This is a genomic window from Streptomyces sp. NPDC054849 (genome assembly GCF_053610945.1).
In genome coordinates this window covers 1-21,173 of record NZ_JBSGZI010000106.1, presented here as the reverse complement: position 1 = coordinate 21,173, position 21,173 = coordinate 1, and the positions used below count along the sequence as shown (strand labels likewise).

The following is a 21,173-nucleotide window of genomic DNA, read 5'->3' as shown; positions in this document are numbered from 1 at the left end:
AGGTGACCCCGAAACGAGCCGTACTGCTTGTTCGCATCTCCGACGACAAAGCCCAGGACGCTGCAGGCGTCGGGCGGCAGGAAGAGGACGGTTACGCCCTCGCCGCCCGGCTGGGCTGGACCATCACCGAAGTCGTGGTCGAGAACGACACCTCCGCCTTCAAGCGGCGCAAGGTGAAGCTCATCGACGGAACGACTGCCCTCCGTACCGTCCGGCCCGGCTTCCGCCGCATCCTCGAGATGCTGGCCTCGGGCGAACACGACGGTTTCCTCGCCTACGACCTCGACCGTGTGGCCCGCGACCCGCGCGACCTCGAGGACCTCATCGACATCGTCGAGTCCCGCCGGCCGCACATCCCTGTTGAGAGCGTGTCCGGGTCCATGCGCCTGGCCAACGATGCCGATATCACCATGGCCCGCGTCATGGTGGCCATCGCCAACAAGTCCAGCAGGGACACGGCCCGCCGTGTCGCCCGCAAGCACCAGGAGCTGGCGCGGGACGGCAAGCCGGGCGGCGGCGGATTCCGCGGCTACGGCTTCACCGCGTCCGGCCGGGAGGTAGACCCCGTTGAGGCGGTCATCGTCCGGGAGATCGGCGACAGGATCCTCGGAGAGTGGGCGGAGCACCCGGCGCCGGCCTCGGTCGACCCGGCCGTCGGAGAGAGCCTGTACGCCATTGCTGACGACCTGCAGCGGCGCGGTGTGCCGACCGTGACCGGCGTCCCGTGGAACAGCCGCACGGTGCAGTCCATCGTCGCCAAGGCGTCGGTCGCCGGCCTCCGCGCCCACCGCGGCGAGGTCGTCGGCCCGGCAACCTGGGACGCGATCATCCCCGTTGAGAAGTGGGAGCGGATCCGGGCCCGCCTGGCCGAGCGGTCCAACCCAGCAGACCGGTCCCTGAAGCGGTGGCTGGGCGGGGTGCTGCACTGCTCCCTCTGTGGGCACCAGCTGAAGGGCTCGCACGGCAACGGCGGCCTGCGGTACTGGTGCGCTACCCCGTCAGGAGGCTGCGGGAAGATCGCTATCAAGGCGGAGTCCAGCGAGGAGGAAGTCAGCCGGCAGGTCCTCGAGCTGCTGTCGAAACCCAACGTCCTCACGCAGCTGAAGCACCTGGCCACCAGCGAAGTTACAGAAGACGCCCGCCGTGAACTCGCCGAAGACGAGGAACAGCTGAAGGAGCTGGCCCGCATGTGGGCCCACAAGCGGATGGGGTTCGGGGAGTACACCGAGGCCCGGAAGATCATCGAGAAGCGGGTGAAGGAGTCCCGGGCCCTGATGTCCTCCTCCGCCCCGCGGGCCCTGCGTGGTCTCCTCGCCGGTGACGTCGCGAAGGGCTGGGCAAAGCTGGGGCCTGGCGACAAGCGCGAGGTGGTTCTGCTGCTGGTTCGCGGGTACGAGGTGACCCCGTTCGACCGAACGAAGGGGCGCCGCTTCGACCCTGACCGGCTCGTGCCGATGACGCACGAGAGATGACATGCGAAAGGCCCCACACCGTCCTGGTGTGGGGCCTTCGTCATGCCTACTGATCAGACAGGGGATGGAAACCGTCCTCACCCCAGATGCCGGGACGGCCGGCCTCCTCTGCCAGGTACTTGTTCTGCAGCTCCATCCGCGCCGCCTCGCGGGCGATCTTGTTTTCGAGGGGCTCGTCTGCGGGATGGGGGCCGAGGTCGAGCCGGGCGCTCAGCTCGTCGGCGCGCCTCCGCATGTCCTGCACCGAGGCTTCGGCGAGGAAGGTCCGCTCATCCATGCCGGGCAAGGGTTCCGCGCCGCGGATCCAGGCACGGACGGCGCCGGCGGGCTCCGCCCTGGTGGGCGTTACCTGGTACGGGCGGTCGTCGAGCGGCACGAGGAGATTGACCGGCGCGACATCGAGGGCTAGGGCCAGGGATAGCAGCTCCTGCACGGACACGCTCTGCCGCTTGCCGTTCTCGAGGTTGGCCACGGTGAAGCGGTCCCAGCGGACGCCGTGCTTGCTGACCGCCTCGCCAAGCTGGGCGGCGCTCCAGCCGCGGCGGCCGCGCAATTCCTTGACCCGTTGCGCAATGGCGGCGACGGGCGCGGTCGGACTCTGGTCACGTGACATGACTTCACCTTAGCGAGACCTTGTGTCACTTGCCAACAGTGAGGCATGATTACACCGAGGCGAGATTTGACTGCCTCTTCATGTGAAATCAGATCACTTGGGAGGGATCTGGTGTCTCAAGAGACCAGCTCACCGGGTGTTGTTCGCCCCCCGCTCGCGACGGCCGAGGAGATCGCCGAGTACCTCGGTGTCCCCCTCGGGACCGTGTACCAGTGGTCAAGCCGAGGAGGCGGGCCACGACTGATCAAGGTCGGGCGGCACCTGCGGGCCCGCTGGTCCGACGTCGACTCGTACCTCGACACGCAGACGATCGGCGCCGCCTCATGAGCGAGACCAAGCCCCGGACCCTGCTCGACCTCTATGAGGCGAGGCCCCTGACTGACGCGCAGGTGCGGCGGATCGTCGCCCTTCTCGGCCTCGCTCAGCCTCGCCCGCACGACGCCGAGCAGGACCGCGAAGCCGCCTGAACGCAAAGCGGCCCCCACCTGGATTGCCGTCCGAGCAGGGGCCTGAACCACCCACCGTCATCCGAGACAGCAAAACGGCCGCGCGGGATTGCAGTCCCATATGCGCGGCCGTGAAGGGGTTCCTTTGAAGCCTACGGCCACACCACCAGAGATCGCCACCCACGACCCGGGCGAAATCGCCGGCCTCTGGGCCAGCGCCCGCGGCCTCTACTTCGCCAAAGACTTCCCGCCCTACGCCTCCCCCGCGTGGCGGGCCCTCCACCCCGACGACCCGCGCCGCCTCGCCGCCGCACTCGACGCCGCCGAGATGTGGCGCAAGTACGGAGACGACGTCGTGCAGTGGCTCCGAGACGCCTACGACACCCGCCCCGCCATCCACACCCGCAAGACCCTCGAGGAGATCGAGGCCGCCCGCCAGCCCAAGCCCCCGCACCAGCTCCAAGCAACCCCCGGATGGCCGCCCATCGCCATCCCCGGACAGCCCGGACGCTGGCTGCACGCCCCCCGTCAGGAGATGGCGGCTTGACCACGTACCACGAAGCAGACGCGCCGCTGGGGGATGGTCCCTCGGCGGCTCGTCCGCGTTCCGGACCAGACGACGCCATCGACTGGGGCGACCTCGAGCAGGCAGCCACCCCAACCCCCGCCGAGGACTCCGTCAGCCTGTTCAAGCCGGGCGGCGCGTTCTTCCACGACGTACCCGAAACCCCTGCCGCGGTCTGGGGGGCGGGCGGCGAGGTGCTGTGGGCCGAAGGGGAAGCCCTACTCATCGCCGCCCCCCAGGGCACGGGCAAGACCACCGTGGCCCACCAGCTCATCCGCGCCCGCCTCGGCCTGCAGGACGACGTCCTCGGCTTCCCCGTGGCACTGGGCAAACGCGTGCTGCTGCTGGCCATGGACCGCCCCGCCCAAACCCGCCGGGCCGGCAACCGCATCTTCTCCGGCGACGACCCGAAGTACCTCAATGAGCACTTGGTCGTCTGGGAGGGACCGCCGCCCTACGACCTGTCCAAGCAGACCGACATCCTCGCCGCCATGTGCGAGAAGGCGAAGGCCGACACCGTCGTGGTGGACAGCCTCAAGGACGCCGCAATCGGACTCTCCGAAGACGCCGTAGGCGCCGGTTACAACCGGGCCCGCCAGAAGGCACTCGCCGAAGGGGTCCAAGTCCTCGAGCTGCACCACAACCGGAAGGCCGGAGCCAACGGCGCTGCACCCAACACCATGTCGGACATCTACGGCTCCACCTGGATCACCTCCGGGGTCGGATCCGTGATCCTCATTTGGGGCGAGGCCGGCGACCCGGTCGTCTCCTTCCGCCACCTCAAGCAGCCCATGGACGAAGTCGGACCGTTCCAGCTGGTGCACGACCACGCGGCCGGAACGACCAACGTCATGCAGGGAATCGACCTGCTCGAGCTGGTCCGCCGCAGCGGCCCGGAAGGCGTCACCACGACCGCAGCCGCGGAGCACATCTTCGAGACGAGAAAGCCGACGGCCGCCGAGAAGGAGAAGGCCCGCCGCCGCCTCGAGAAGCTCGTCAAGGCTGAGCTCCTGACCCGCATCGAGCCGATGTTCACCGGCCTCTCCGCCACCTATCACCTCGCAGCCAAGGAGCTGTCGTGACTGGGGCGTGGGGGGTCCACGGTCGGGTCCACGCACCCTTTGTCCGTTTCGCTGCACGCGACGTCCACGCAGGTCCACGCTCGCCATGAATCCGCAGGTCACAGGTCCACGCAGGGGTCCACGCACCCCACGGCCCCAGGTCCACGTTTCCACCCCCCTCTAAGAGGGGGTGGAGCGTGACCCCCCCTCCCCAGCAGAAAGCCGGGCCTGTGTAACGCAGGCCCGGCCCCGTACACGCAGCCGTTACACCCAGCCGTTACACCAAGCCCTCGAGGAGTCCCCATGGACGTCGACGACATAGTCCGCGCACGCATCGAAGCAGCACGCCGGAAGGCCACAGAAGAGAAGAAAGCCCGCGCCGCTTTTGCTGCTGCCCGCTCAAAGGGTCTGGCCCGCCGGCATGCAGCCAAGCTCCGGCACCTGGCCGAGACGGCAGCAGACACGACGAAGGCCCCGGGACTCGCCAGCCCCGAGGCCTCTAACCCGTCGCCCACACCACAGACCCATAAGCCAGACCACTGGATCCACGAATAACGATAGGCCACGCTTATACCAAAGACAACGCTGTCAGGCCCACCCCGACAACCCCCACCCCTAACAACATCGGAGCCAGAACATGACCGACTACCCGCGCAGCTGGCGTATCAACGCCCGCGCCGGCACCTCCGTACCCGCCCCGCCCGAGGGCCGCGACTGGTACCGCATCCGCAACGCCACCAGCACCACCGCCGAAATCCTGGTCTACGACGAGGTCGGCTACTACGGCGTCACAGCCAAGGACTTCACCGCGGCCCTGTCCGACGTCACGGCCTCGAGCATCGACGTCCGGCTCAACTCCCCTGGCGGTGATGTGTTCGACGGGATCGCCATCTATGAGGCCCTGCTCCGGCACCCGGCCAAGGTGACCACGTACATCGACGGCATCGCGGCGTCGATCGCCTCGGTCATCGCGATGGCAGGGGACCGGCGGGTCATCGGCCGGAACTCCACCTTCATGATCCATGAGGCGTCCGCGCTCTGTGTCGGCGAGCAGAAAGACATGCTCGAGACGGCGCGCCTGCTCAACCGGATCTCCGGCAACATCGCCGACGTCTACGCGCACCGCACGGGCCTCGAGGACGCCGAGCACTGGCGGTCCCTCATGAAGGCCGAGACGTGGTGGACCGGCGCCGAGGCCGTGAAGGCCGGCCTGGCAACCGAGGTCAGCGACGGCAGCCCGGCCGCGACCGAGGAGACGTGGTCCGACGTCACCGCCCACCTGAAGGGCGGCCTGGCCGAGCAGACCGAATGGGCCCGCATGACCGCCAACCTCACCAGCAGCCACGGCCGTGACCAGCTCACCGCCCTGCAGCAGCTCGTTCTCGACACCCGGAGGAACCAGTGACCGCCATGGATCTCAGCAACTTCAACAGCCTCGACCACGAGGCCCGCAAGACGGTGGGCCGGCAGCTGACCGCCTTCCTCGGCCGCGTTGGCCTGTGGCGCAACACCGCCGCCGGACAGATCGTCACCGGCCACATCCTGAAGGTCTACCAGGGCACGCAGAGCTTCGCTCTCAACGGCGATGGCGACCTCGAGATCGACGTCTCCGGGCTGACCCGCAAGGAGCTGTCCTCCCTGGTGCGGCTCATGGATGACTTCGCCCGGAACCACGCCAACACCCACGAGATCAGGCAGTGGCTCGAGGCCGTGATCGCCGAGGACGAGGCCGCCCAGGACCCGCACGCGCCTCGCCTCATCGACTGCTGACCACCCCACCCCACCCCAGGAGACCCCCATGGCCACACCCCAGGACATCGCCCGCGTCGCCGCCGAGCTCGAGGAGGCAGAGAACACCGTCGACTCGCTGAAGCGGAAGCGGTACATCAGCCCCGCGGCCGGCGCCGCCTACTCCGCGGCGAAGGGCCGCATCGAGCTGGCCACGCAGGAACTCGAGCGGCTGAACGCCGAGTACGAGGCAGAGCAGCAGGCCCTCGCCGGACGGCCCGACCTCGAGAAGGCCGCGGGCAAGGACATCACGGCCGCACAGAAGCAGCTCGAGGCGTCCCGCCAGACGCTCACGGAAGCCCTCACACGGGCACAGCAGGGCCTCGCCGAGCTGACGGCCGCAGCGGGCGCCCACAACGCGCTCATAGAGCGGCACAGCGCTGCCCTGGCCGTCCGCGGCCTGCGCCTCGAGGACGAGCACGAGCACCAGACCGGCGGCGGACCCAAGGGCGCCCGCATCCGCGGCACCTGGTGGACGCCGGTAGAGCCCACCAGCCTGCTGGTGTGGGTCATGCACCGCGTCGCCTCGGCCGCCCTGCCGGAACGCCACCAGCTGATCGGCTCCCTCAAGTTCGCCTACGGCCGCTACCTGTTCGAGCGGCAGGCAGCCGACCTGCTGGCCGGCGTCCCCGAACTCCCTCGGCGGCAGCTCGCCCCGCAGCTTCGGCCGGAGGTCGTCGACATGCGCCCGCCGGCGTACATCCAATCCGTACAGCTGGCGAAGGAGGAGATCAGCAGGCAGCTGCAGGGCTACACCCAGCCGAAGCAGGCCCCGGACGGGACGTGGTACTCCGACCGCTGTGAGGCCCCAGACACGATGAAGGAGCAGGTGCGGCTGCAGCTCGAGAAGCTGGACGCGGACGTGAAGTCGGGCCGTGTCGTGGCGAGGTACAAGTGAGTGCCGCCGAGCCCACGTACAGCGTGGTGCGCATGGCCTCGGGTACGGGCAAGGGCCTGCCGGTCCTGCTCCTGCACGTCACCGATGACGACGTCGCCGCGGCCCGCGCCCAGGTACGGGCGGGCAACCCTGACCACCTGGCGGTCATCATCGTCGTGGTCTCGTTCCTGCACAGCATCGGTGTGGATCCCGCCGGCCACGCCTGGAGCAGCGGCGAGTACATCGAACTCCTCGAGATGCTGGGCATGCCGCCCTTCGAATGGTCGGCCCTCGACGACGCCGAGCTGACCCGCCTGCTGGTCGAGGCGGTGACCCCGGGTGGCTAACGACATTGAGATCAAGGTCAAGGTCGCGAACCAGACCGCGGCGGGCCTGGCGTCCATCAACCGGTCCATGGACAACCTGCGGACGCACGCCCGCGCGGCCAGCACCTCCCTCACAGCGCTGACACCACGGGCGCTGGCCGCAGCAGCGGCCCTGACCGTCCTCAGGGCGGCCACGGACGAGTCCGCGGAAGCACTGCACCGGCTGCGCGGCCGGGCTGCCGCCGCCGGCGCCTCGCTCATCGATGCACGGGCCTCGACCGCAGGCATGTCGACGTCCCTGCGCGCCGTGGCCCGTAGCTCGGCCAGCGCGGACAGCCGCATGGACGCCATGACGGCGCGGACGCGGGTCCTGCGTGACGACATGAACGAGCTGAACGGGGCCATCTCCCGTGTAGGCGGCAGCATGGGCGGTCTGCGCGGCTCCCTGGGCAGCCTCGGCTCGTCCGCTGGCGGGGCCTCAGGCGGGCAGCGAGGGCTGATGATGGCCGCCCTGGCCCTGGCGCCGGCTCTCATCCCGGTGGCCGCGGCGGCAGCCCCGATCGCGCCCGCCCTCGGCGCCGCGGCGGTGGCGGTGACCGCGTTCGGTGCCGCCCTGGTGCCGCAGCTGCTGGCCATGGGGAAGATCACCGAGGCGCATAAGGCGTACACCCAGTCGCTCACCGAGAACGGCAGGACCTCCAAGACCACAGCCCAGGCCGAAAACGAGTGGCTGAAACAGGTACAGAAAGCCTCGCCGGAAGTCCGGAAGGCCGCAGCGTCGCTGTCCGTCATGAAGGACGAGTACAAGAGCTGGAGCGAAAGCCTCGCCGGTGACACCCTGCCGGTGGCCACCAAGGGGTTCGGCGTCCTCAGCATGCTCTTCCCCAAGCTGACTCCCTTGGTGCGGGCCACCTCCGTCGAGATGGACCGGCTGATGAATCGGCTGGCCGTGGGGGTGCACTCCAAGGGGTTCGACGAGTTCATGGTGAAGCTGACGGACTTCACCCAGCGCACCCTGCACACGGCCGTTGACGGCATGGTGAAGTTCGGACAGGCCATGAACCGTGGGGTTCAAAGCGACGGCTTCCGCGAATTCCTGGCCTACGTCCGGGAGTCCGGCCCGATCGTGGGCGAAACCCTCGCGAACCTCGGCCGGGCCCTCATGAAGCTGGTCGCGGCTGCCGCAGACACCGGTGTCGGGATCCTGACCATCGTCAATGCCCTCGCCAAGCTGGTGAACGCGGTACCCACCGAGGTGCTGTCCGTGCTTCTCCAGATGGCTTTCGCGATCAAGGCGCTGCAGCTGGTCACGACCGGGCTGGGGCCGGCGTTCATGGCGGCTGCCGCCGGCGCGAACAACTTTGTTCGTGCGGCACGGTTCGGTGGCGTGACCTCGGCGATCCAGGGCGTGACTGCGTCCCTCACGGCGATGCAGCGGGCCAGCATCGTCCTCGCCGTCATCGCCGCCGTAGCCATGGGAATCAACGCCCTCGCCGAGAAAGCGAAGGGCGCGCCACCCGACGTCGACAGGTTGACCACCAGCCTGAAGAGGCTGGGCAGCAGCGGCCAGTTCACCGGGGAGCTGAAGAAGGCCTTCGGTGACATGGACGGCTTCGCCAGGACTGCCCACCGGCTGCGCGTGGCGACGGAGATGTACGACAACACGAAGCGGTTCACCGCCCTGATACCGCTCGGGGGGCTCATCGACAAGGTGACCCCCAAGCTGGAGCAGCTTGTCAGCGGCACGAACAGTGTCGCCGCCGCGTCGGAGAAGTTCGCAGCGTTCGACGAGGCGTTCGCGAACCTGGCCAAGGGCGGCCACGCCGATATGGCAGCCACCCAGGTCCGGGAGTTCGAGGAGGTTCTGCGCACGCAGGGCTACACGGCAGAGCAGGTCGACCAGACGTTCAGCAAGTACAACGCCACCGTGGCCGCGATGGCTGCCGACCAGGAACTCGCGGCCCGGTCGATGGGCCTGTTCGGCGATCAGGCCATCGCCGTGCAGGCAAAGCTGGATATGCAGAAGCAGTCCGCGGATGGGCTGAGGGAATCTATCCAGGCCTTGAACGACGTCAACCGGCAGGCGCTGGGCGGAATGATCGGCTTCGAAGCGGCCATTGACGCCGCGGCGAAGGGGGCCGCTGAGAACGCGGGCGCCCTGAACATGGTGAACGGCGTCCTCGACCTGAACGGCGAGAAGGCCCGCACCGCAGCCAGCCTGCTCGCCGACCTGGCCGATAAGACCGACCTGTCCGCAGCTGCCGCCCGAGACAACGGGGCGTCGTGGGAGTCGGTGAGCGGCATCTATGAGCGGGGCCGCGAGCAGCTGATGGCGAGCGCGCGAACCATGGGCCTGACGAGGGATGAGGCCAAGGCCCTTGCGGACCAGATCCTGAAGACGCCGGACAAGACGGCGTACCTGAGGGGTGACGTCGATGACCTGAAGGCCAAGCTGGCGGACGCCTACCGGCGGCTTGAGGCTGCGCCTTCTCACAAGAAGGTGGACATTTACGCGGAGATTGAGGCTCTGAAGGCAGGCATCGGCCGGGCGACGTCGCTGCTGGGTGGCATGAAGACGGACTACGAGGTCCGGGTCCACTACCGGACGATCGGCTACATCCCGTCGGGCGGGCACCAGTTCGAGAAGGCGTCCGGCGGCATCATTGGCGCGGCCGGTGGTGGGCCGCGGTCGCGGATGACGCTGGTCGGCGAGCAAGGCCCCGAGCTTGTTGACCTGGCCCCGGGGTCCCGGGTCCACTCCAACCCGGACAGCCGGCGCATAGCGGCCGGCATGGGCGGCGGGGGCGGGAACGGTCCGATCGTGCTGGAGATCCGGTCCGGCGGGTCGCGCTGGGACGACATGCTGGTGGACTCCCTCCGTCATGCGATCCGCGTCAAGGGCGGTGACGTTCAGGTGGTCCTCGGGACCACCGGCCGGTGACGCTGGCATGATGAATGCCGTCCGGACATGACTGAGCCCCACCGCAACTCTCCTGCGGTGGGGCTCAGTGCTTACACCTGGTGCGTCTTGGCCCAGTCGACGAGCTGGTACCAGGCGGCCGGCGCGAGGCCGACCCGCGGCCCTGCTGGGCGCTTAGAGTCCCGGACCAGGATCCCGTCAACCGGGGTGGCCACCTCGACGCAGTTCCCGGTGTCCGTGTAGCTCGACTTCACCCACACCAGAGGGCGCTCTCCACCTTCAGACACAGCTCTCTCCTTGCCGTATCGATCAGTTCCAACGACGCGGCAGGGCCGAGGGCGTTGGCTTGCAGGTGATCGTAAGCGGCGGTGTAGACCGCGATGTCATCTGCCCGTGTGGAGATCACCGACCCGGCAAGCGTCTCGGTGAAGACAGCCTTCTGGCCGGTCACCTGGTACATGGTGAAGCCGCCGGCCAGGCCCGGGTGCATGGCCACCTCGGAGGGCAGCACCTGCAGCGTCACCGACGGGCGCAGCGAGACGACGTTCAGCAGGTGTTCCAGCTGCTCGAGGAGGACGGCCGGGCCGCCCAGGGGGGACCTGAGGGCCTGCTCGGCGATGATGAACCATGCCCGCCGGTCTGCGGCGTGGCCGAGGCTGTCGATGCGCCGCATGCGGAGGTCGGCGCGCTCGGCGACGTCCTCTATGGGCAGGGCCGGCGTCGTGGCGTGGATGGCGGAGACGGCGTACTGGTACGTCTGCAGCATGCCGGGCACCATGAGCGGCTGCCATGAGCGGATGTTGCTGGCCGCGCGCTCGAGGTCGACGAGACGTTGGATGTGCTCTTCGAGGGAGTCGGCTGCTGCTCGCCACCAGCCGGCTTTGGACGGGTCTCTCGTGCCGCGCAGGATCTCAGCGGCTTCCTTGCGGGTGGTCATCGGCTCTCCTCCGATGGGACCTTCATTGGTGGGCAAAGCTACTCCTTGTGGCTAAGTGATCACAGCTACTCGAACGGGTTGAGTGCCCGGCTAACCCCCGTCTACGACCCGGCTATTGGCCGTCTATGGCCCGGCTACGAGGCGCCGGGTGCCTCTCTCATAGCCGCCCTATAGACGGGCCATAGCCGGGGTCTAGACGGGTCATAGTCGGGTGACAAGACGGGGCATACCGCCCTGCTCGGCGTCTGCTCGGGCACGGATCGCGCTGCTCCGTCGCAGGTCAGCTCTTGCTCACGGCCTGCTCGCGATTCCCCTCCGAGCAGGCCGTGAGCAGCGATCGAGCAAGGTGCGATCAGGACATTCGAGACAGCGAGCAGAGGACAAACCGGCCGGAAACACCCCGGACAACGCCCCAATATGTCCTGGGCTGCACCCTGGACAGAGGGTGGACACTGCCCGGAAAGAGGGCGGAAGTGTCCGGGGACTGTCCACCCTCTGTCCGCCCCGCGTTCCGGGGCATACCGGACGCTTTCCGGGGTCTTTCCGCCCGGTATGCACCCGGCGGAACCCCGGCAACAGCCCGGCAGGATGGCGCTGGGTAAGGCTGGTCTGCCGGGTGCCCGCCGGGGTCTTGCCGGGGTTCCGCCGGGTGCATACCGGGTGCGCAAGCCTGCATATGGCCAGGCGGCGGGCTGCATGCAGGCTGCGTGAATCGGCGAGAGGTTGCATGTCCGCAAGCAGCCACCTGGGCCGACAAGCACCCTCCAAGCAGGGCGCCCTGCCTACCGTCCCCGGTGGAGTGCGGGGGCGGGCGACAGGGCGCCAGGGTGGAGCGTCAGTTGCCGGTCATGAAGCGGAGCGCCATCTGGCCCATCTGCTCCTGCATCTGGTCCATGCGGGCCTGCATGAGCGCCATGTCCGCGGACATCTGCGCGACGACCGGATCCAGCGCCGGCCGCGGGGCGGGTGCCTGCTCCTCCTGCTCGAGGGCCAGGAACCGGGCGTAGATGGTCGGCTCGGCCAGCTCGAGGGCGCGGTCGAGCAGCTGCTGCGTGGTGGCCCGCGGGATCGCGGCGGGGTTCTCGTGCCACAGCACCACGGTCCGGGTGTGGAGACCGAGCCTGTGAGCGAAAGTCTCGCGGCTCTCGCGGTAGGCCTCCTGCAGGTGGACCGCCATCCCGGCCGTCCAGCGCGTGATGATCCGGTCGCTCATCGGGTTCCGCCCGTGTAGGCGCGGTCGACGGCCCGGTAGATCGCCCGGATGTAGGCGCCCACCGAGCTGTCCTCGATGAGCCTCGGGTACTTCCTGCCGTCCCGCTCGGCCCTCACCCAGCTCTCGTTCGCCAGCATCAGCTCGACCGACTCGCGGACGTACTCGACGCTCCAGGTGTCGGGGTTCTCCTCGGCGTTGGCCGTCGCCATGTCCAGGGCCGCGGCGAGCATGTCGCGGCTCATGGCGATCTGGACCGTGACGACCGCGTACACGGGGTCGTCGCTCGGGTCGGTGGCGCCGAAGACGTCCGTCGCCGGCGTCGGCTCGGGGAGGGCTGCGCGCTGCGGGATCGTGCCGTCGGCGAGGGTGTGCAGAATGGTCATGGTTCTACCTCTCCAGGGTCGGAACCGTGGGCCGGTCCGGGGTGCGTCCCGGGCCGGCCGTTCTCGTCTTGCGGTGATCACTTCGCGGGTGTCCGCAGAGTGATGGTTCTCAATGCCCCCAAGGCCTTGGGAGGCTTGGGGGTATTGGCCTCCGAGCCCTTTACGCCCAAGCCCCCCAAGGGCTCGGAGGCCCTGTGAATATTGGGCGGGAGACCCTGTGAGTATTGGCCTCGGAGCTCTACGGGGGATTGGGCCGGAGGCCTTTACCCCCTAGGCGGGAAGCGGGTTGTACGCCTCCCCGCGGGCCGACCCCTTTTGGGATTCGACGTGCGCGTTCCTCCCTCTCGAGGAGGGGGGTCGTTGGGATTCGACCTGCGGCTCGGGGCGCCCCGGAGCGCGGGAACACTTGCGATGCACGCTGCGTGTTCCCGGCCCCGGGAAGGGCCCTTCACTTGGATCGCACGCTGCGCCGTTCCAGCGGGGCACGGCGCAGCGTGCGCGTCTCAGACCTAGGCCGCGTCGGGGAGGATCTGGCCGGCCTCGTCGACGAGGCAGAGCCCGTTGAAGCCGTACAGGCCGAGGAGGTACTCGCCGTCGGGGCGGCCGTCGGCCAGCTCCGACATGAACTCCCGGTTCCGGCAGACCCTGCGGAAGGTCTCGCACTGGTCGCCGTCGGGGCAGGTTGTGGGGTGGGTCCAGTCGAAGTCCCGACCCTCCTCGATGGTGGCGACGGTCAGGGTGTGCGGGACGGCGAACGGCATGGTGGAACTCCTGTCAGGCAGATGTGGAAGATGCTGCGGTTTTCCCCCCTCGAGGGAGAGGGGGGATTACGGTCAGACGCTGGGCGAATAGGCGGCCCGAGGAGGGGCCGGCTACTCGCCCACGCGGCCGTCGCGGGCGATGCGCTGGACGAGTCGCCGGCAGAGTCGGGCGCCGTACTGGTCGCCCGCCCGCTCGGCGACGACGAGGCCGTTGAAGGCGGCGCCGAGGGACGGCATGGCGGTCGAGACACGGCCGAGGGCCGCGGCCTCCGTAGGCCGGCGGACTACCGCGGTACCCATCACAGCTCCTCCTGCAGGGACTGCAGGCGGGCCCGCAGCGGCAGCAGCGTGTACAGGGCGTGTGCGGTGATGGTGGCGGCCAGGTCGCCGAGACCGGCGGGGCCGAACTCGTAGTGCTCGCCCTCGATCTCGACGGCCGCCCACACCCCGCGGTGTCCGTGCTCCGAGTACGGGTACTGCGACAGGAACGCCGTCAGCAGGGTGACGTCCCCGGTGCCGGGGATGTGCAGGGTCGCGGGCTGCTCGACGCCCTGGTGGTGGATGTCCGCCCGGTGGATGTCGTCGCGGTGCGCGATGGCGCACCAGGACGGCTCGGGCACCTCGACGACGCCGTGGTCGACCGTTCGTACCGACACGATCCGGGGGGCGCTCACGCGGGGATCCCGTCGATGAGCGGGTTGATCTCGACCTCGAACGGGGTCGGCAGCGGCGTCATGTCCAGACCGAGGGCCTGGGCGAGGAGGTACCGGGGGAAGAAGTCCCGCTCGTAGTCGCCGAGGTTCGGCGACAGCAGGACCGTGATTCGGTCGGCGCGGACAACGACGGCGCCGAAGAAGCCGGCGTCGGTGATTTCCGACTGCAGGACCGTCACGTTGAACTCGGCGAGCAGGCCCTCGAGCGGGCTGTCGAAGACGTGATCGAGGGTGGGGCGCGCGCCGGGCAGCAGGCGCAGTGCGGGCTCTATGGCCTTGACGGGGGCGGGTACGGTGATGCTCATGGTCTGACTCCCTCTGCGTTAGGGGTTCGGATCCAGGCCCCGCCGGGTGTTGACGCACCGGGCGGGGCCGTTTGGTTGTTAGGCCGCGTACTCCGGGTCGAAGTCGTAGCGGTCGGTCCAGTAGTCGCGGTCCTCACGGGCCATCTCCCGCGACACCAGCGTGCTCGGGGCGTTCACGATGACCCGGATACCGAGCTCGTTCTCGGCCGGCGGCTCGGGCACGAGGTGCGCGGTCCGGTGGATCGAGTAGCTCTGGATGCGGTCCAGGCGCCACGTCCGGGACTCCCCGGACTCGCGGTCCATGGCCTTGAGGATGATGTCGCCGGCCTTCGTGGTGCGGACGTCGTAGACCTCAACGGTCCGGAGGGTCACGCTGCCGTCGGCCTTGACGTAGGAGATGGTCACCGGGTGCTTCCGGTCCATGGCCTTGAGGAGGCGTTCCAGCGTCTTCTGCTGCGTCTCGTTCGCCGTGCGGAACATCCGGACTCCCTCGCTTGCGGTGTGACTCCATAGTTGCAACCTCAGGATGCATCGTCAAGAGGTTCCGCGAAGTTGCATCATGGGGATGCCTTCCGTGGATGCGACGGAGCGTGGCATCATCAGGTCATGACCACTACCGAGGAGAAGCAGCAGGCAGCGAGGGCGCAGCTCACAGAGCTGAGCGCTGCGTACACAGAGGCCGAGGCTGCGTTCGAGGCAGCCCGCAAGAACCTCAATGAGGGCATCGTCGAGATCCTGCAGGCCCGCACCCTGGGGCCGTCAGAAGTCACTCGACTCGTCCCCTATGAGCGGCAGCACGTAGGGCGGATCTCCAAGGCGGCCGGCATCCCGCCGCTAAGGGAGCGCACCGTCGTGAGCGTGAAGCAGGCCGCAGCAGGCGAAAGCGCGGGCTGACCTCCAGACTTTGCAATCGGCCCGATCCGTTTGCTCCTTCTATTAGGTCTCTCCGTATGTCTCGGTGAGAGGCGCTTCGCCGACCTGCGTGCGCTGGTGCGGCCGTGAACCGCCCGGAGAGCCCGGGCCCGGTGGATCTGCGCCTCGCGGTGCCGGCCGGGGCCGCCTGGGCGGCGGCCGCGCTCGCCCTGGACGCGCCCGCCGCGGGGACCGCCGCCGGGGTGGGGTTGGGCGTGGCCTGCGCGGGGCTGCTGATGCTGGCCGGGTGCCGCCGCCCGGGGCCGCGCTGGAGGCTCGCCCCGGCCGTCGCGGCGGCCCTGCTGTGTGCGGCCGCCGGAGCCGGCGTGGCGGGTCTCCAGCGGGCCGAGGCACGGGCCGGGCCCGTCGCGGGGCTCGCGCGCGAGCATGCCCGCGTTCTCGCCGAGCTCACCGTCGGCTCCGACCCGAGGACCGCCGGCGGCGGGAGCGGGCCGCCGGTCGTGATGCTGGACGCGGTGGTGACCCGGGTGACCGGACCCGCCGGTGCGACTACCCGGGTGCGGACCCCGGTACGGGTGCTGGCCGGGCATGCGGGATGGGCCCGGCTGCAGCCCTCCACCCGGGTGGTGGTGGTCGCCCGGCTGGCCCCGGCGCGGGGCGGGGAGCGGGCCGTGGCGCTGCTTCGGCCGGCCGGTGACACCCCGCCCGGGGTGACCGGCGGCCCGGACACCGCGCAGCGGCTCGCGGGCCGGTTGCGGGCCGGGCTGCGCGAGGCCACCGACGGGCTCGCCCCGGACGCCCGAGCCCTGTTGCCGGGGCTGGTCGTCGGGGACACGTCGCGGGTTCCGCCCGATCTGCACGAGGCCTTCCGGGCCACCGACCTGCTGCACCTGCTGGCGGTCTCCGGCTCGAACCTGACCGTGGTCCTGTTCCTGCTGATCGGGCCCCCGGCCCGCGCGCAGCGGGCCGAGCGGCGTGGGCTGGCGCCTCGGCTCGGGCTCTCGCTGCGGATGACCGCCCTCTGTGGAGCGGCCCTGACGCTGGCGTTCGTGGTGGTGTGCCGGCCGGAGCCGAGCGTGCTGCGGGCCGCCGCCTGCGGGGCGGTCACCCTGCTGGCGCTCGCCACCGGGCGGCGCAGGTCCCTGATCCCGGCCCTGGGCGCCGCCGTGCTGCTGCTGGTGCTCTACGAACCGTGGCTCGCCCGCAGTTACGGCTTCCTGCTCTCCGTCCTGGCCACCGGAGCACTGCTCACCCTGGCTCCCCGGTGGAGCGAGGCCCTGCAGCGGCGCGGGGTGAGGCCCGGGTTCGCCGAGGCGCTGGCGGCCGCGGCGGCCGCCCAGGCGGTGTGCGCGCCCGTGGTCGCCGTGCTCGCGGCCCGGGTCAGCCTCGTGGCGGTGCCGTGCAACCTGCTGGCCGAGCTGGCCGCCGGCCCGGCGACGGTCCTCGGGTTCGCCGCGCTCGCGGCCGCCCCGCTGTGGATGCCCGCCGCGGAGGTGCTTGCCTGGTGCGCGGGAGTGCCGGCCGGGTGGATCGCGGCCGTGGCCCGGGCCGGAGCGCGGGTTCCGGGAGCGGAGCTGCCCTGGCCGGGCGGGCTGACCGGAGGCCTGCTGCTGGCCGCCGCCATCCTGGCCGTCGTGGGCCTCGGCGCCAGGTTCCGGGGGCGGCGGTGGCTCTGCTCCGCGCTGGCGGTGCTGCTGCTCCTCGCCGTACTGAGGCCGCCGCAGCTCACCCGTACGCTCTCCGGCTGGCCTCCGCCCGACTGGAGCTACGTCCAGTGCGCCGTGGGGCAGGGGGACGCCGCCGTCCTCGCCGTCGGCCCGGGCGAGGCCGTGGTGGTGGACGCCGGTCCGGATCCCGGCCCGGTGGACGACTGCCTGCGCGCCCTGGGCGTGCACCGTGTGCCGATGCTCCTGCTGACACATTTCCACGCGGACCACGTGGGAGGCCTGTCCGGGGTTCTCCGGGGCCGGTCCGTGGGTGTGATCCAGGCCACGGGGCTGGAGGAGCCGCCGGGACAGGCACGCTTCGTCCGCCGGACCGCTGCCGCAGCCGGTGTGCCGATCGTGCGGGCGGTGCAGGGGGAGCGGCGCAGGGCGGGGCCGTTCGCCTGGCAGGTGCTCTGGCCGCCGTCGGCGGGACCGCTGCCCGAAGGACCCAACGACGCGAGCGTCACCCTGCTGGTACGCGGCGCGGGCCTGACCCTGCTCCTGCTCGGAGACCTCGAACCACCCGCACAGCAGGCACTTCTGAGGGATCATCCGCAGCTGGGTCCGGTGGACGTCCTCAAGGTCGCCCACCACGGCTCCGCGCACCAGGACCCAGAGCTGCACGCACGGATCCGGCCACGGCTCGCGCTCGTCCCCGTCGGTGCGGGCAACCGCTACGGACACCCCGCGCCGCGTACACTCACACGGCTGCGGTCGGTGGGAGCGACCGTACTGCGCACCGACACCGACGGCTCGATCGCCGTCAGCGGAACGGGCGTTGGGCTACGGGCATTTCCGGCCAATCGGCGACGGAGCCGACGCGGGCATACCGGGCGCGACCACTCTGTTTGCCCCCAACCCGACAGCATGATCGAATGCGTCTTCGCCAGAGCGGTCCAAGTCCACACAGCACGGGGGTGCGTCAGTCATGTTCGGTCGCCGACGGGGGATGGAGTCGGCCGGAGATTCCAGCCCGCACACTTCCGCGACACTCACGCTGCCGTCGACGGCACGTCTGCTCAGCTGCCGGGTCCTCGACACGGTCCACCAGCCGGTCCGGCAGGCCACGTTCGAGGTGACCGACCCGATCGGCCGCCGGATCGTCAGCGGCGAGACCGACCCGTACGGCGGTTTCACGGCGGCCGTGCCGGAGGGGGAGTACCGGCTCTCCGTCACGGCCGAGGGGTACGCGCCGTTCCACGGGGTGACGCTCGTGGGGGACCCGGCGCAGCCCGGCACCGCGGAGATCATCCTCGACGCCGTGGAACCGCCACTGCTGCCGCAGCCCGGCCACTGGGAGCTCGACCCGACGCACTCGTCCATCGGCTTCACGGCCCGGCACATCGGCCTGGCCCGGATCCGCGGCCGGTTCAACACGTTCGCCGGCGCGGTACGGATAGCCGAGCGCATGGAGGACTCCTCCATGCACGTGATCATCGATGCGGCGAGCATCGACACCGGGGTGCGGCTGCGCGACGACCACCTGCGGTCGGGGGACTTCCTGGACGCGGTCCGGCACCCGACGGTCGAGTTCTACAGCGAACGGTTCATCCACCGCAGCGGCAGCCGCTGGGCCGTCGCGGGTGCCCTCACCCTCCACGGAGTCAGCCGGTCCGTCACCCTGGACACCCGCTACCTGGGTCTGGGCACGGGCTTGGAGGGCGAGGTCCGGGCAGCCTGCCGGGCCACCGCCGAACTGAACCGCGAGGACTTCACCCTGAACTGGCAGTCGATGCTGGCGCACGGGATCGCGGCGATCGGTTCGGGCGTGGACGTGACGCTGGACGTCCAGATCGTGCACAAGGCCTGATCGCGAACGGTCCCGGAAGGGGATCAGGGGGTTTCCAGCCAGCCTTCGTACTCGGCGGCGAGGTCGTCCAGCGAGGTGCTGTCGAGCCGTTCGTTCGGATCCTCCACGACCACCAGCCACTGAGCGTCCTCGGCGTCGTCCTCGCCGGCCAGCGCGTCGCGGACCAACTGCGGTTCCTCCGGGAGCCCGAAGCGGTCGAGAGCCTCCTGCGCCACCTCCTCGGCGGCGTCGCGGTCGGGCAGGACGAGTACATGTCGCACGTTCACCCGGCCATTCTCGAGTATCCGGTGAAGGGGGCCGCTGCGCGGGGGTCTGTCAGTACGGCGTGGGATGCTGGGGGCGATGGCCACGAGGAAGAATTCCACCGACGATCTGCTCGCCCCTCTCACCCTCGCGGTGGGGCAGGAGGAGCTGCTGCTCGACCGTGCCGTGCGGGAGGTGGTGGCGGCGGCCCGTGCCGCCGATGCCGACACGGACGTGCGGGACCTGGCTTCAGAACAGCTCCAGCCCGGCACGCTGGCCGAGCTGACGAGCCCCTCGCTCTTCTCCGAGCGCAAGGTCCTGGTCGTGCGCAATGCGCAGGACCTGTCCGCGGACTCGGTGAAGGAGGTCAAGGCCTACCTCGACGCGCCCTACGAGGAGATCGTCCTCGTCCTCCTGCACGCGGGCGGGGCCAAGGGCAAGGGCCTGCTGGACGCGGCGCGGAAGGCGGGCGCGAGGGAGATCGCCTGCCCGAAGATGACGAAGGCGGCGGACCGGCTGTCGTTCGTGCGAGGCGAATTCCGCACGCTGGGGCGCTCGGCGACCCCCGAGGCCTGCCAGACCCTGGTCGACGCGATCGGCAGCGACCTGCGGGAGCTGGCGAGCGCGGCCGCGCAGCTGTGTGCGGACGTCGAGGGCACCATCGACGAGGCCGTGGTCGGCCGGTACTACACGGGCCGGGCGGAGGCCTCCAGCTTCACGGTCGCCGACCGGGCGGTCGAGGGGCGTGCGGCCGAGGCCTTGGAGGCCCTGCGCTGGTCCCTGTCCACCGGGGTGGCGCCGGTCCTGATCACCAGCGCGCTGGCCCAGGCGGTCCGCGCGATCGGCAAGCTGGCCTCCGCCCCCCGCGGGGCCCGCCCGGGCGACCTCGCCCGGGACCTGGGCATGCCGCCGTGGAAGATCGACCGGGTCCGCCAGCAGATGCGGGGCTGGTCGGCGGACGGAGTGTCGGACGCGCTGCGCGCCGTGGCCGCCGCCGACGCGGGGGTCAAGGGCGGCGGTGACGATCCCGAATACGCCCTGGAGAAGGCGGTCGTGGCAGTGGCCCGCGCGGCCCGCCCGCAGCGCCGCTAGGGAGTGTCGGTCGTCAAAGCAGCGTCGGCCCCACCCGAAGAGCGGGGCCGACGGCCAGACGGGACTTCGAGGACAGGACCCATGTCGTGTCGTCGAAGTCCCTCCCGCAGCTACTGCCGGGAGGGGGCCCGGGGGCTTCGGACGGCCGGCGCCGCTTTTCGCGACCCGCCCCAGGGGCAGCCGGAGCAGAAGCCCCCGTCCCGCGCGATCGTCCACAGCCTGCGTTGAGTGAGGTCCTGGGGCGCCGGGTCAGTGGGCCATGGCGTGCGCCGCGGTGGGGGAGGGGCGGCCCTGCGGCAGCAGGACGACGGCGGCCAGGGCCAGTGCCAGGGCCGCGGGCCGCGAAGGGCAGCGCGGTGAAGCCGACTGCGGTGAGTCCGGCGACGCCGATGGCCGCGCCCAGTTCGTGCGAGGTGCCGACCAGGCCGGAGGCGAGCCCGGAGTGCTCCGGGGCGACCTGGGAGAGGGCGGCCGTCGTCGCCCAGACGATGGCCGCGCCGAGACCGAGGGCCGGCAGGGCGAAGCCGGGTACGAGACCCGTCCAGATGCCGCCGATGGGGGCCGGCGCGGCCCCGGCAGCGGCCAGGACGAAGGCCGCCCGCCGACCGGGCGCCAGCCGAAGCGGGAAGGGGCCGCCATCGCCCGCGCCGCCGGGGTCAGCCGGGTCACGCTCTACTCCCACCTCCCCACCCGCGAGGCGCTCCTCGACGCCCTCGACCGGGCCGTCACCGAGGCCGCCGCCCTGGAGGGCGACACGGCCTCGCGCACGTGGTCCGCACCTCCTGGCGGCAGCTCGCCCGGCACTCCGCCGTCTTCGCCGCCGTCTGCGCCGCGCTCCCGCCCGAGCAGCTGCGCGAGCACCACGATCGGATCCCGGCTCCCGTCCGACACCTGATCGTCCGGTTCAGGAAGCCGCCGAGCTGCGCTCCGACGAGTCCGCGGACTGGCTGGTCACCGTCGTCTACAGCCTCGTCCACGCGGCCGCCGCCGAGGTACAGGGCGGCCGGATGGATCCGGCGGACGCCCCCGAGATCCTCACCTCGACCGTCCTCGCCGCCGTGAGCCGGGG

Annotated in this window: 26 protein-coding genes and 1 pseudogene; 16 read left to right on the top strand and 11 right to left on the bottom strand. The window is 70.5% G+C overall.

Annotated features, from left to right (window positions below):
• Positions 1-2 precede the first annotated feature (2 nt).
• Positions 3-1,472, top strand: coding sequence for a recombinase family protein (locus tag ACWGIF_RS31890; RefSeq protein WP_453502689.1), 1,470 nt, complete (start codon positions 3-5; stop codon positions 1,470-1,472).
• A 46-nt stretch (positions 1,473-1,518) separates the two neighbouring features.
• Here the strand turns inward: ACWGIF_RS31890 and ACWGIF_RS31885 are convergent, their stop codons facing one another.
• Positions 1,519-2,085, bottom strand: coding sequence for a helix-turn-helix transcriptional regulator (locus ACWGIF_RS31885; protein WP_453502688.1), 567 nt, complete (start codon positions 2,083-2,085; stop codon positions 1,519-1,521).
• Between the two features lie 111 nt (positions 2,086-2,196).
• On the opposite strand from ACWGIF_RS31885, the gene ACWGIF_RS31880 reads away from it, so the two are divergent.
• The 10 genes from ACWGIF_RS31880 (at position 2,197) to ACWGIF_RS31835 (ending at position 10,089) form a co-directional block, all read left to right on the top strand.
• Positions 2,197-2,412 (top strand): helix-turn-helix domain-containing protein, encoded by a 216-nt coding sequence (locus ACWGIF_RS31880; RefSeq protein ID WP_453502686.1) that lies wholly within the window; start codon positions 2,197-2,199, stop codon positions 2,410-2,412.
• Positions 2,409-2,552, top strand: coding sequence for a hypothetical protein (locus ACWGIF_RS31875; protein WP_453502684.1), 144 nt, complete (start codon positions 2,409-2,411; stop codon positions 2,550-2,552). The genes ACWGIF_RS31880 and ACWGIF_RS31875 overlap by 4 nt, the downstream gene beginning before the upstream one ends.
• Positions 2,553-2,676: 124 nt before the next feature.
• Positions 2,677-3,078, top strand: a complete 402-nt coding sequence (locus ACWGIF_RS31870) for a hypothetical protein (RefSeq protein WP_453502683.1) — start codon at positions 2,677-2,679, stop codon at positions 3,076-3,078.
• Complete coding sequence (locus tag ACWGIF_RS31865; protein ID WP_453502681.1) at positions 3,075-4,178, top strand: AAA family ATPase; 1,104 nt, start codon at positions 3,075-3,077, stop codon at positions 4,176-4,178. The genes ACWGIF_RS31870 and ACWGIF_RS31865 overlap by 4 nt, the downstream gene beginning before the upstream one ends.
• A gap of 282 nt (positions 4,179-4,460) precedes the next feature.
• Positions 4,461-4,712, top strand: a complete 252-nt coding sequence (locus ACWGIF_RS31860; RefSeq protein ID WP_453502679.1) for a hypothetical protein — start codon at positions 4,461-4,463, stop codon at positions 4,710-4,712.
• Positions 4,713-4,794: 82 nt separating this feature from the next.
• Entirely contained in the window at positions 4,795-5,562 is a 768-nt protein-coding gene (locus tag ACWGIF_RS31855; RefSeq protein ID WP_453502678.1) for a head maturation protease, ClpP-related, read from the top strand.
• 5 nt (positions 5,563-5,567) lie between these two features.
• Entirely contained in the window at positions 5,568-5,927 is a 360-nt protein-coding gene (locus ACWGIF_RS31850) for a hypothetical protein (protein WP_453502676.1), read from the top strand.
• A 28-nt stretch (positions 5,928-5,955) separates the two neighbouring features.
• Positions 5,956-6,843 (top strand): hypothetical protein, encoded by an 888-nt coding sequence (locus tag ACWGIF_RS31845; protein WP_453502674.1) that lies wholly within the window; start codon positions 5,956-5,958, stop codon positions 6,841-6,843.
• A complete protein-coding gene (locus ACWGIF_RS31840) occupies positions 6,840-7,169 on the top strand; it encodes a hypothetical protein (RefSeq protein WP_453502672.1) in 330 nt (109 codons plus the stop codon). Before ACWGIF_RS31845 ends, ACWGIF_RS31840 begins: the two co-directional genes overlap by 4 nt.
• A 67-nt stretch (positions 7,170-7,236) precedes the next feature.
• Positions 7,237-10,089 (top strand): hypothetical protein, encoded by a 2,853-nt coding sequence (locus ACWGIF_RS31835; RefSeq protein ID WP_453502671.1) that lies wholly within the window; start codon positions 7,237-7,239, stop codon positions 10,087-10,089.
• A 71-nt stretch (positions 10,090-10,160) separates the two neighbouring features.
• Here the strand turns inward: ACWGIF_RS31835 and ACWGIF_RS31830 are convergent, their stop codons facing one another.
• The 9 genes from ACWGIF_RS31830 to ACWGIF_RS31790 all read right to left on the bottom strand — a co-directional run bounded on the left by ACWGIF_RS31830 (position 10,161) and on the right by ACWGIF_RS31790 (position 14,860).
• The gene (locus tag ACWGIF_RS31830; RefSeq protein WP_453502670.1) at positions 10,161-10,355 is read right to left on the bottom strand and encodes a DUF397 domain-containing protein; all 195 of its coding nucleotides are present in this window, start codon (positions 10,353-10,355) and stop codon (positions 10,161-10,163) included.
• Complete coding sequence (locus ACWGIF_RS31825; protein WP_453502669.1) at positions 10,319-11,005, bottom strand: DUF5753 domain-containing protein; 687 nt, start codon at positions 11,003-11,005, stop codon at positions 10,319-10,321. Before ACWGIF_RS31825 ends, ACWGIF_RS31830 begins: the two co-directional genes overlap by 37 nt.
• A gap of 835 nt (positions 11,006-11,840) precedes the next feature.
• Entirely contained in the window at positions 11,841-12,218 is a 378-nt protein-coding gene (locus tag ACWGIF_RS31820) for a hypothetical protein (protein WP_453502668.1), read from the bottom strand.
• Positions 12,215-12,601: a hypothetical protein gene (locus ACWGIF_RS31815; protein WP_453502667.1), complete on the bottom strand. Its 387-nt coding sequence runs from the start codon at positions 12,599-12,601 to the stop codon at positions 12,215-12,217. Before ACWGIF_RS31815 ends, ACWGIF_RS31820 begins: the two co-directional genes overlap by 4 nt.
• Before the next feature lie 509 nt (positions 12,602-13,110).
• Positions 13,111-13,362, bottom strand: coding sequence for a hypothetical protein (locus tag ACWGIF_RS31810; RefSeq protein WP_453502665.1), 252 nt, complete (start codon positions 13,360-13,362; stop codon positions 13,111-13,113).
• 111 nt (positions 13,363-13,473) lie between these two features.
• On the bottom strand, positions 13,474-13,662 hold the full coding sequence (locus ACWGIF_RS31805; protein WP_453502663.1) for a hypothetical protein: 189 nt from the start codon (positions 13,660-13,662) through the stop codon (positions 13,474-13,476).
• Positions 13,662-14,036 (bottom strand): DUF6907 domain-containing protein, encoded by a 375-nt coding sequence (locus ACWGIF_RS31800; protein ID WP_453502662.1) that lies wholly within the window; start codon positions 14,034-14,036, stop codon positions 13,662-13,664. The genes ACWGIF_RS31805 and ACWGIF_RS31800 overlap by 1 nt, the downstream gene beginning before the upstream one ends.
• Positions 14,033-14,380, bottom strand: a complete 348-nt coding sequence (locus tag ACWGIF_RS31795; RefSeq protein ID WP_453502660.1) for a hypothetical protein — start codon at positions 14,378-14,380, stop codon at positions 14,033-14,035. The genes ACWGIF_RS31800 and ACWGIF_RS31795 overlap by 4 nt, the downstream gene beginning before the upstream one ends.
• Positions 14,381-14,458: 78 nt before the next feature.
• Positions 14,459-14,860 (bottom strand): WYL domain-containing protein, encoded by a 402-nt coding sequence (locus ACWGIF_RS31790; RefSeq protein ID WP_453502659.1) that lies wholly within the window; start codon positions 14,858-14,860, stop codon positions 14,459-14,461.
• Between the two features lie 126 nt (positions 14,861-14,986).
• Between ACWGIF_RS31790 and ACWGIF_RS31785 the strand changes: the two genes are divergently transcribed.
• The 3 genes and pseudogenes from ACWGIF_RS31785 (at position 14,987) to ACWGIF_RS31775 (ending at position 18,769) form a co-directional block, all read left to right on the top strand.
• Positions 14,987-15,274 carry a hypothetical protein gene (locus tag ACWGIF_RS31785; protein ID WP_453502657.1) on the top strand — a complete coding sequence of 96 codons (288 nt, stop codon included), beginning with the start codon at positions 14,987-14,989 and terminating at the stop codon, positions 15,272-15,274.
• A 254-nt stretch (positions 15,275-15,528) separates the two neighbouring features.
• Positions 15,529-17,751: pseudogene (locus ACWGIF_RS31780) on the top strand (ComEC/Rec2 family competence protein); the annotation flags it as partial.
• A gap of 136 nt (positions 17,752-17,887) precedes the next feature.
• The gene (locus ACWGIF_RS31775) at positions 17,888-18,769 is read left to right on the top strand and encodes a YceI family protein (RefSeq protein ID WP_453502655.1); all 882 of its coding nucleotides are present in this window, start codon (positions 17,888-17,890) and stop codon (positions 18,767-18,769) included.
• 23 nt (positions 18,770-18,792) lie between these two features.
• Here ACWGIF_RS31775 and ACWGIF_RS31770 read toward each other — a convergent pair whose 3' ends face one another.
• Positions 18,793-19,035, bottom strand: a complete 243-nt coding sequence (locus ACWGIF_RS31770; protein WP_453502654.1) for a hypothetical protein — start codon at positions 19,033-19,035, stop codon at positions 18,793-18,795.
• 76 nt (positions 19,036-19,111) lie between these two features.
• On the opposite strand from ACWGIF_RS31770, the gene holA reads away from it, so the two are divergent.
• Positions 19,112-20,104: a DNA polymerase III subunit delta gene (gene holA, locus ACWGIF_RS31765; protein WP_453502652.1), complete on the top strand. Its 993-nt coding sequence runs from the start codon at positions 19,112-19,114 to the stop codon at positions 20,102-20,104.
• A gap of 259 nt (positions 20,105-20,363) precedes the next feature.
• Complete coding sequence (locus ACWGIF_RS31760) at positions 20,364-20,999, top strand: hypothetical protein (RefSeq protein WP_453502650.1); 636 nt, start codon at positions 20,364-20,366, stop codon at positions 20,997-20,999.
• Positions 21,000-21,173: the final 174 nt, after the last annotated feature.

Excerpts from the sequence above, each read along its gene's own strand:
- ACWGIF_RS31885 (WP_453502688.1), bottom strand. The coding sequence starts at position 2,085 with ATGTCACGTGACCAGAGTCCGACCGCGCCCGTCGCCGCCATTGCGCAA.
- ACWGIF_RS31875 (WP_453502684.1), top strand. The coding sequence starts at position 2,409 with ATGAGCGAGACCAAGCCCCGGACCCTGCTCGACCTCTATGAGGCGAGG.
- ACWGIF_RS31860 (WP_453502679.1), top strand. The coding sequence starts at position 4,461 with ATGGACGTCGACGACATAGTCCGCGCACGCATCGAAGCAGCACGCCGG.
- ACWGIF_RS31855 (WP_453502678.1), top strand. The coding sequence starts at position 4,795 with ATGACCGACTACCCGCGCAGCTGGCGTATCAACGCCCGCGCCGGCACC.
- ACWGIF_RS31850 (WP_453502676.1), top strand. The coding sequence starts at position 5,568 with ATGGATCTCAGCAACTTCAACAGCCTCGACCACGAGGCCCGCAAGACG.
- ACWGIF_RS31845 (WP_453502674.1), top strand. The coding sequence starts at position 5,956 with ATGGCCACACCCCAGGACATCGCCCGCGTCGCCGCCGAGCTCGAGGAG.
- ACWGIF_RS31835 (WP_453502671.1), top strand. The coding sequence starts at position 7,237 with ATGGACAACCTGCGGACGCACGCCCGCGCGGCCAGCACCTCCCTCACA.
- ACWGIF_RS31825 (WP_453502669.1), bottom strand. The coding sequence starts at position 11,005 with ATGACCACCCGCAAGGAAGCCGCTGAGATCCTGCGCGGCACGAGAGAC.
- ACWGIF_RS31820 (WP_453502668.1), bottom strand. The coding sequence starts at position 12,218 with ATGAGCGACCGGATCATCACGCGCTGGACGGCCGGGATGGCGGTCCAC.
- ACWGIF_RS31815 (WP_453502667.1), bottom strand. The coding sequence starts at position 12,601 with ATGACCATTCTGCACACCCTCGCCGACGGCACGATCCCGCAGCGCGCA.
- ACWGIF_RS31810 (WP_453502665.1), bottom strand. The coding sequence starts at position 13,362 with ATGCCGTTCGCCGTCCCGCACACCCTGACCGTCGCCACCATCGAGGAG.
- ACWGIF_RS31805 (WP_453502663.1), bottom strand. The coding sequence starts at position 13,662 with ATGGGTACCGCGGTAGTCCGCCGGCCTACGGAGGCCGCGGCCCTCGGC.
- ACWGIF_RS31795 (WP_453502660.1), bottom strand. The coding sequence starts at position 14,380 with ATGAGCATCACCGTACCCGCCCCCGTCAAGGCCATAGAGCCCGCACTG.
- ACWGIF_RS31790 (WP_453502659.1), bottom strand. The coding sequence starts at position 14,860 with ATGTTCCGCACGGCGAACGAGACGCAGCAGAAGACGCTGGAACGCCTC.
- ACWGIF_RS31785 (WP_453502657.1), top strand. The coding sequence starts at position 14,987 with ATGACCACTACCGAGGAGAAGCAGCAGGCAGCGAGGGCGCAGCTCACA.
- ACWGIF_RS31775 (WP_453502655.1), top strand. The coding sequence starts at position 17,888 with ATGTTCGGTCGCCGACGGGGGATGGAGTCGGCCGGAGATTCCAGCCCG.
- holA (WP_453502652.1), top strand. The coding sequence starts at position 19,112 with ATGGCCACGAGGAAGAATTCCACCGACGATCTGCTCGCCCCTCTCACC.
- ACWGIF_RS31760 (WP_453502650.1), top strand. The coding sequence starts at position 20,364 with ATGGCGTGCGCCGCGGTGGGGGAGGGGCGGCCCTGCGGCAGCAGGACG.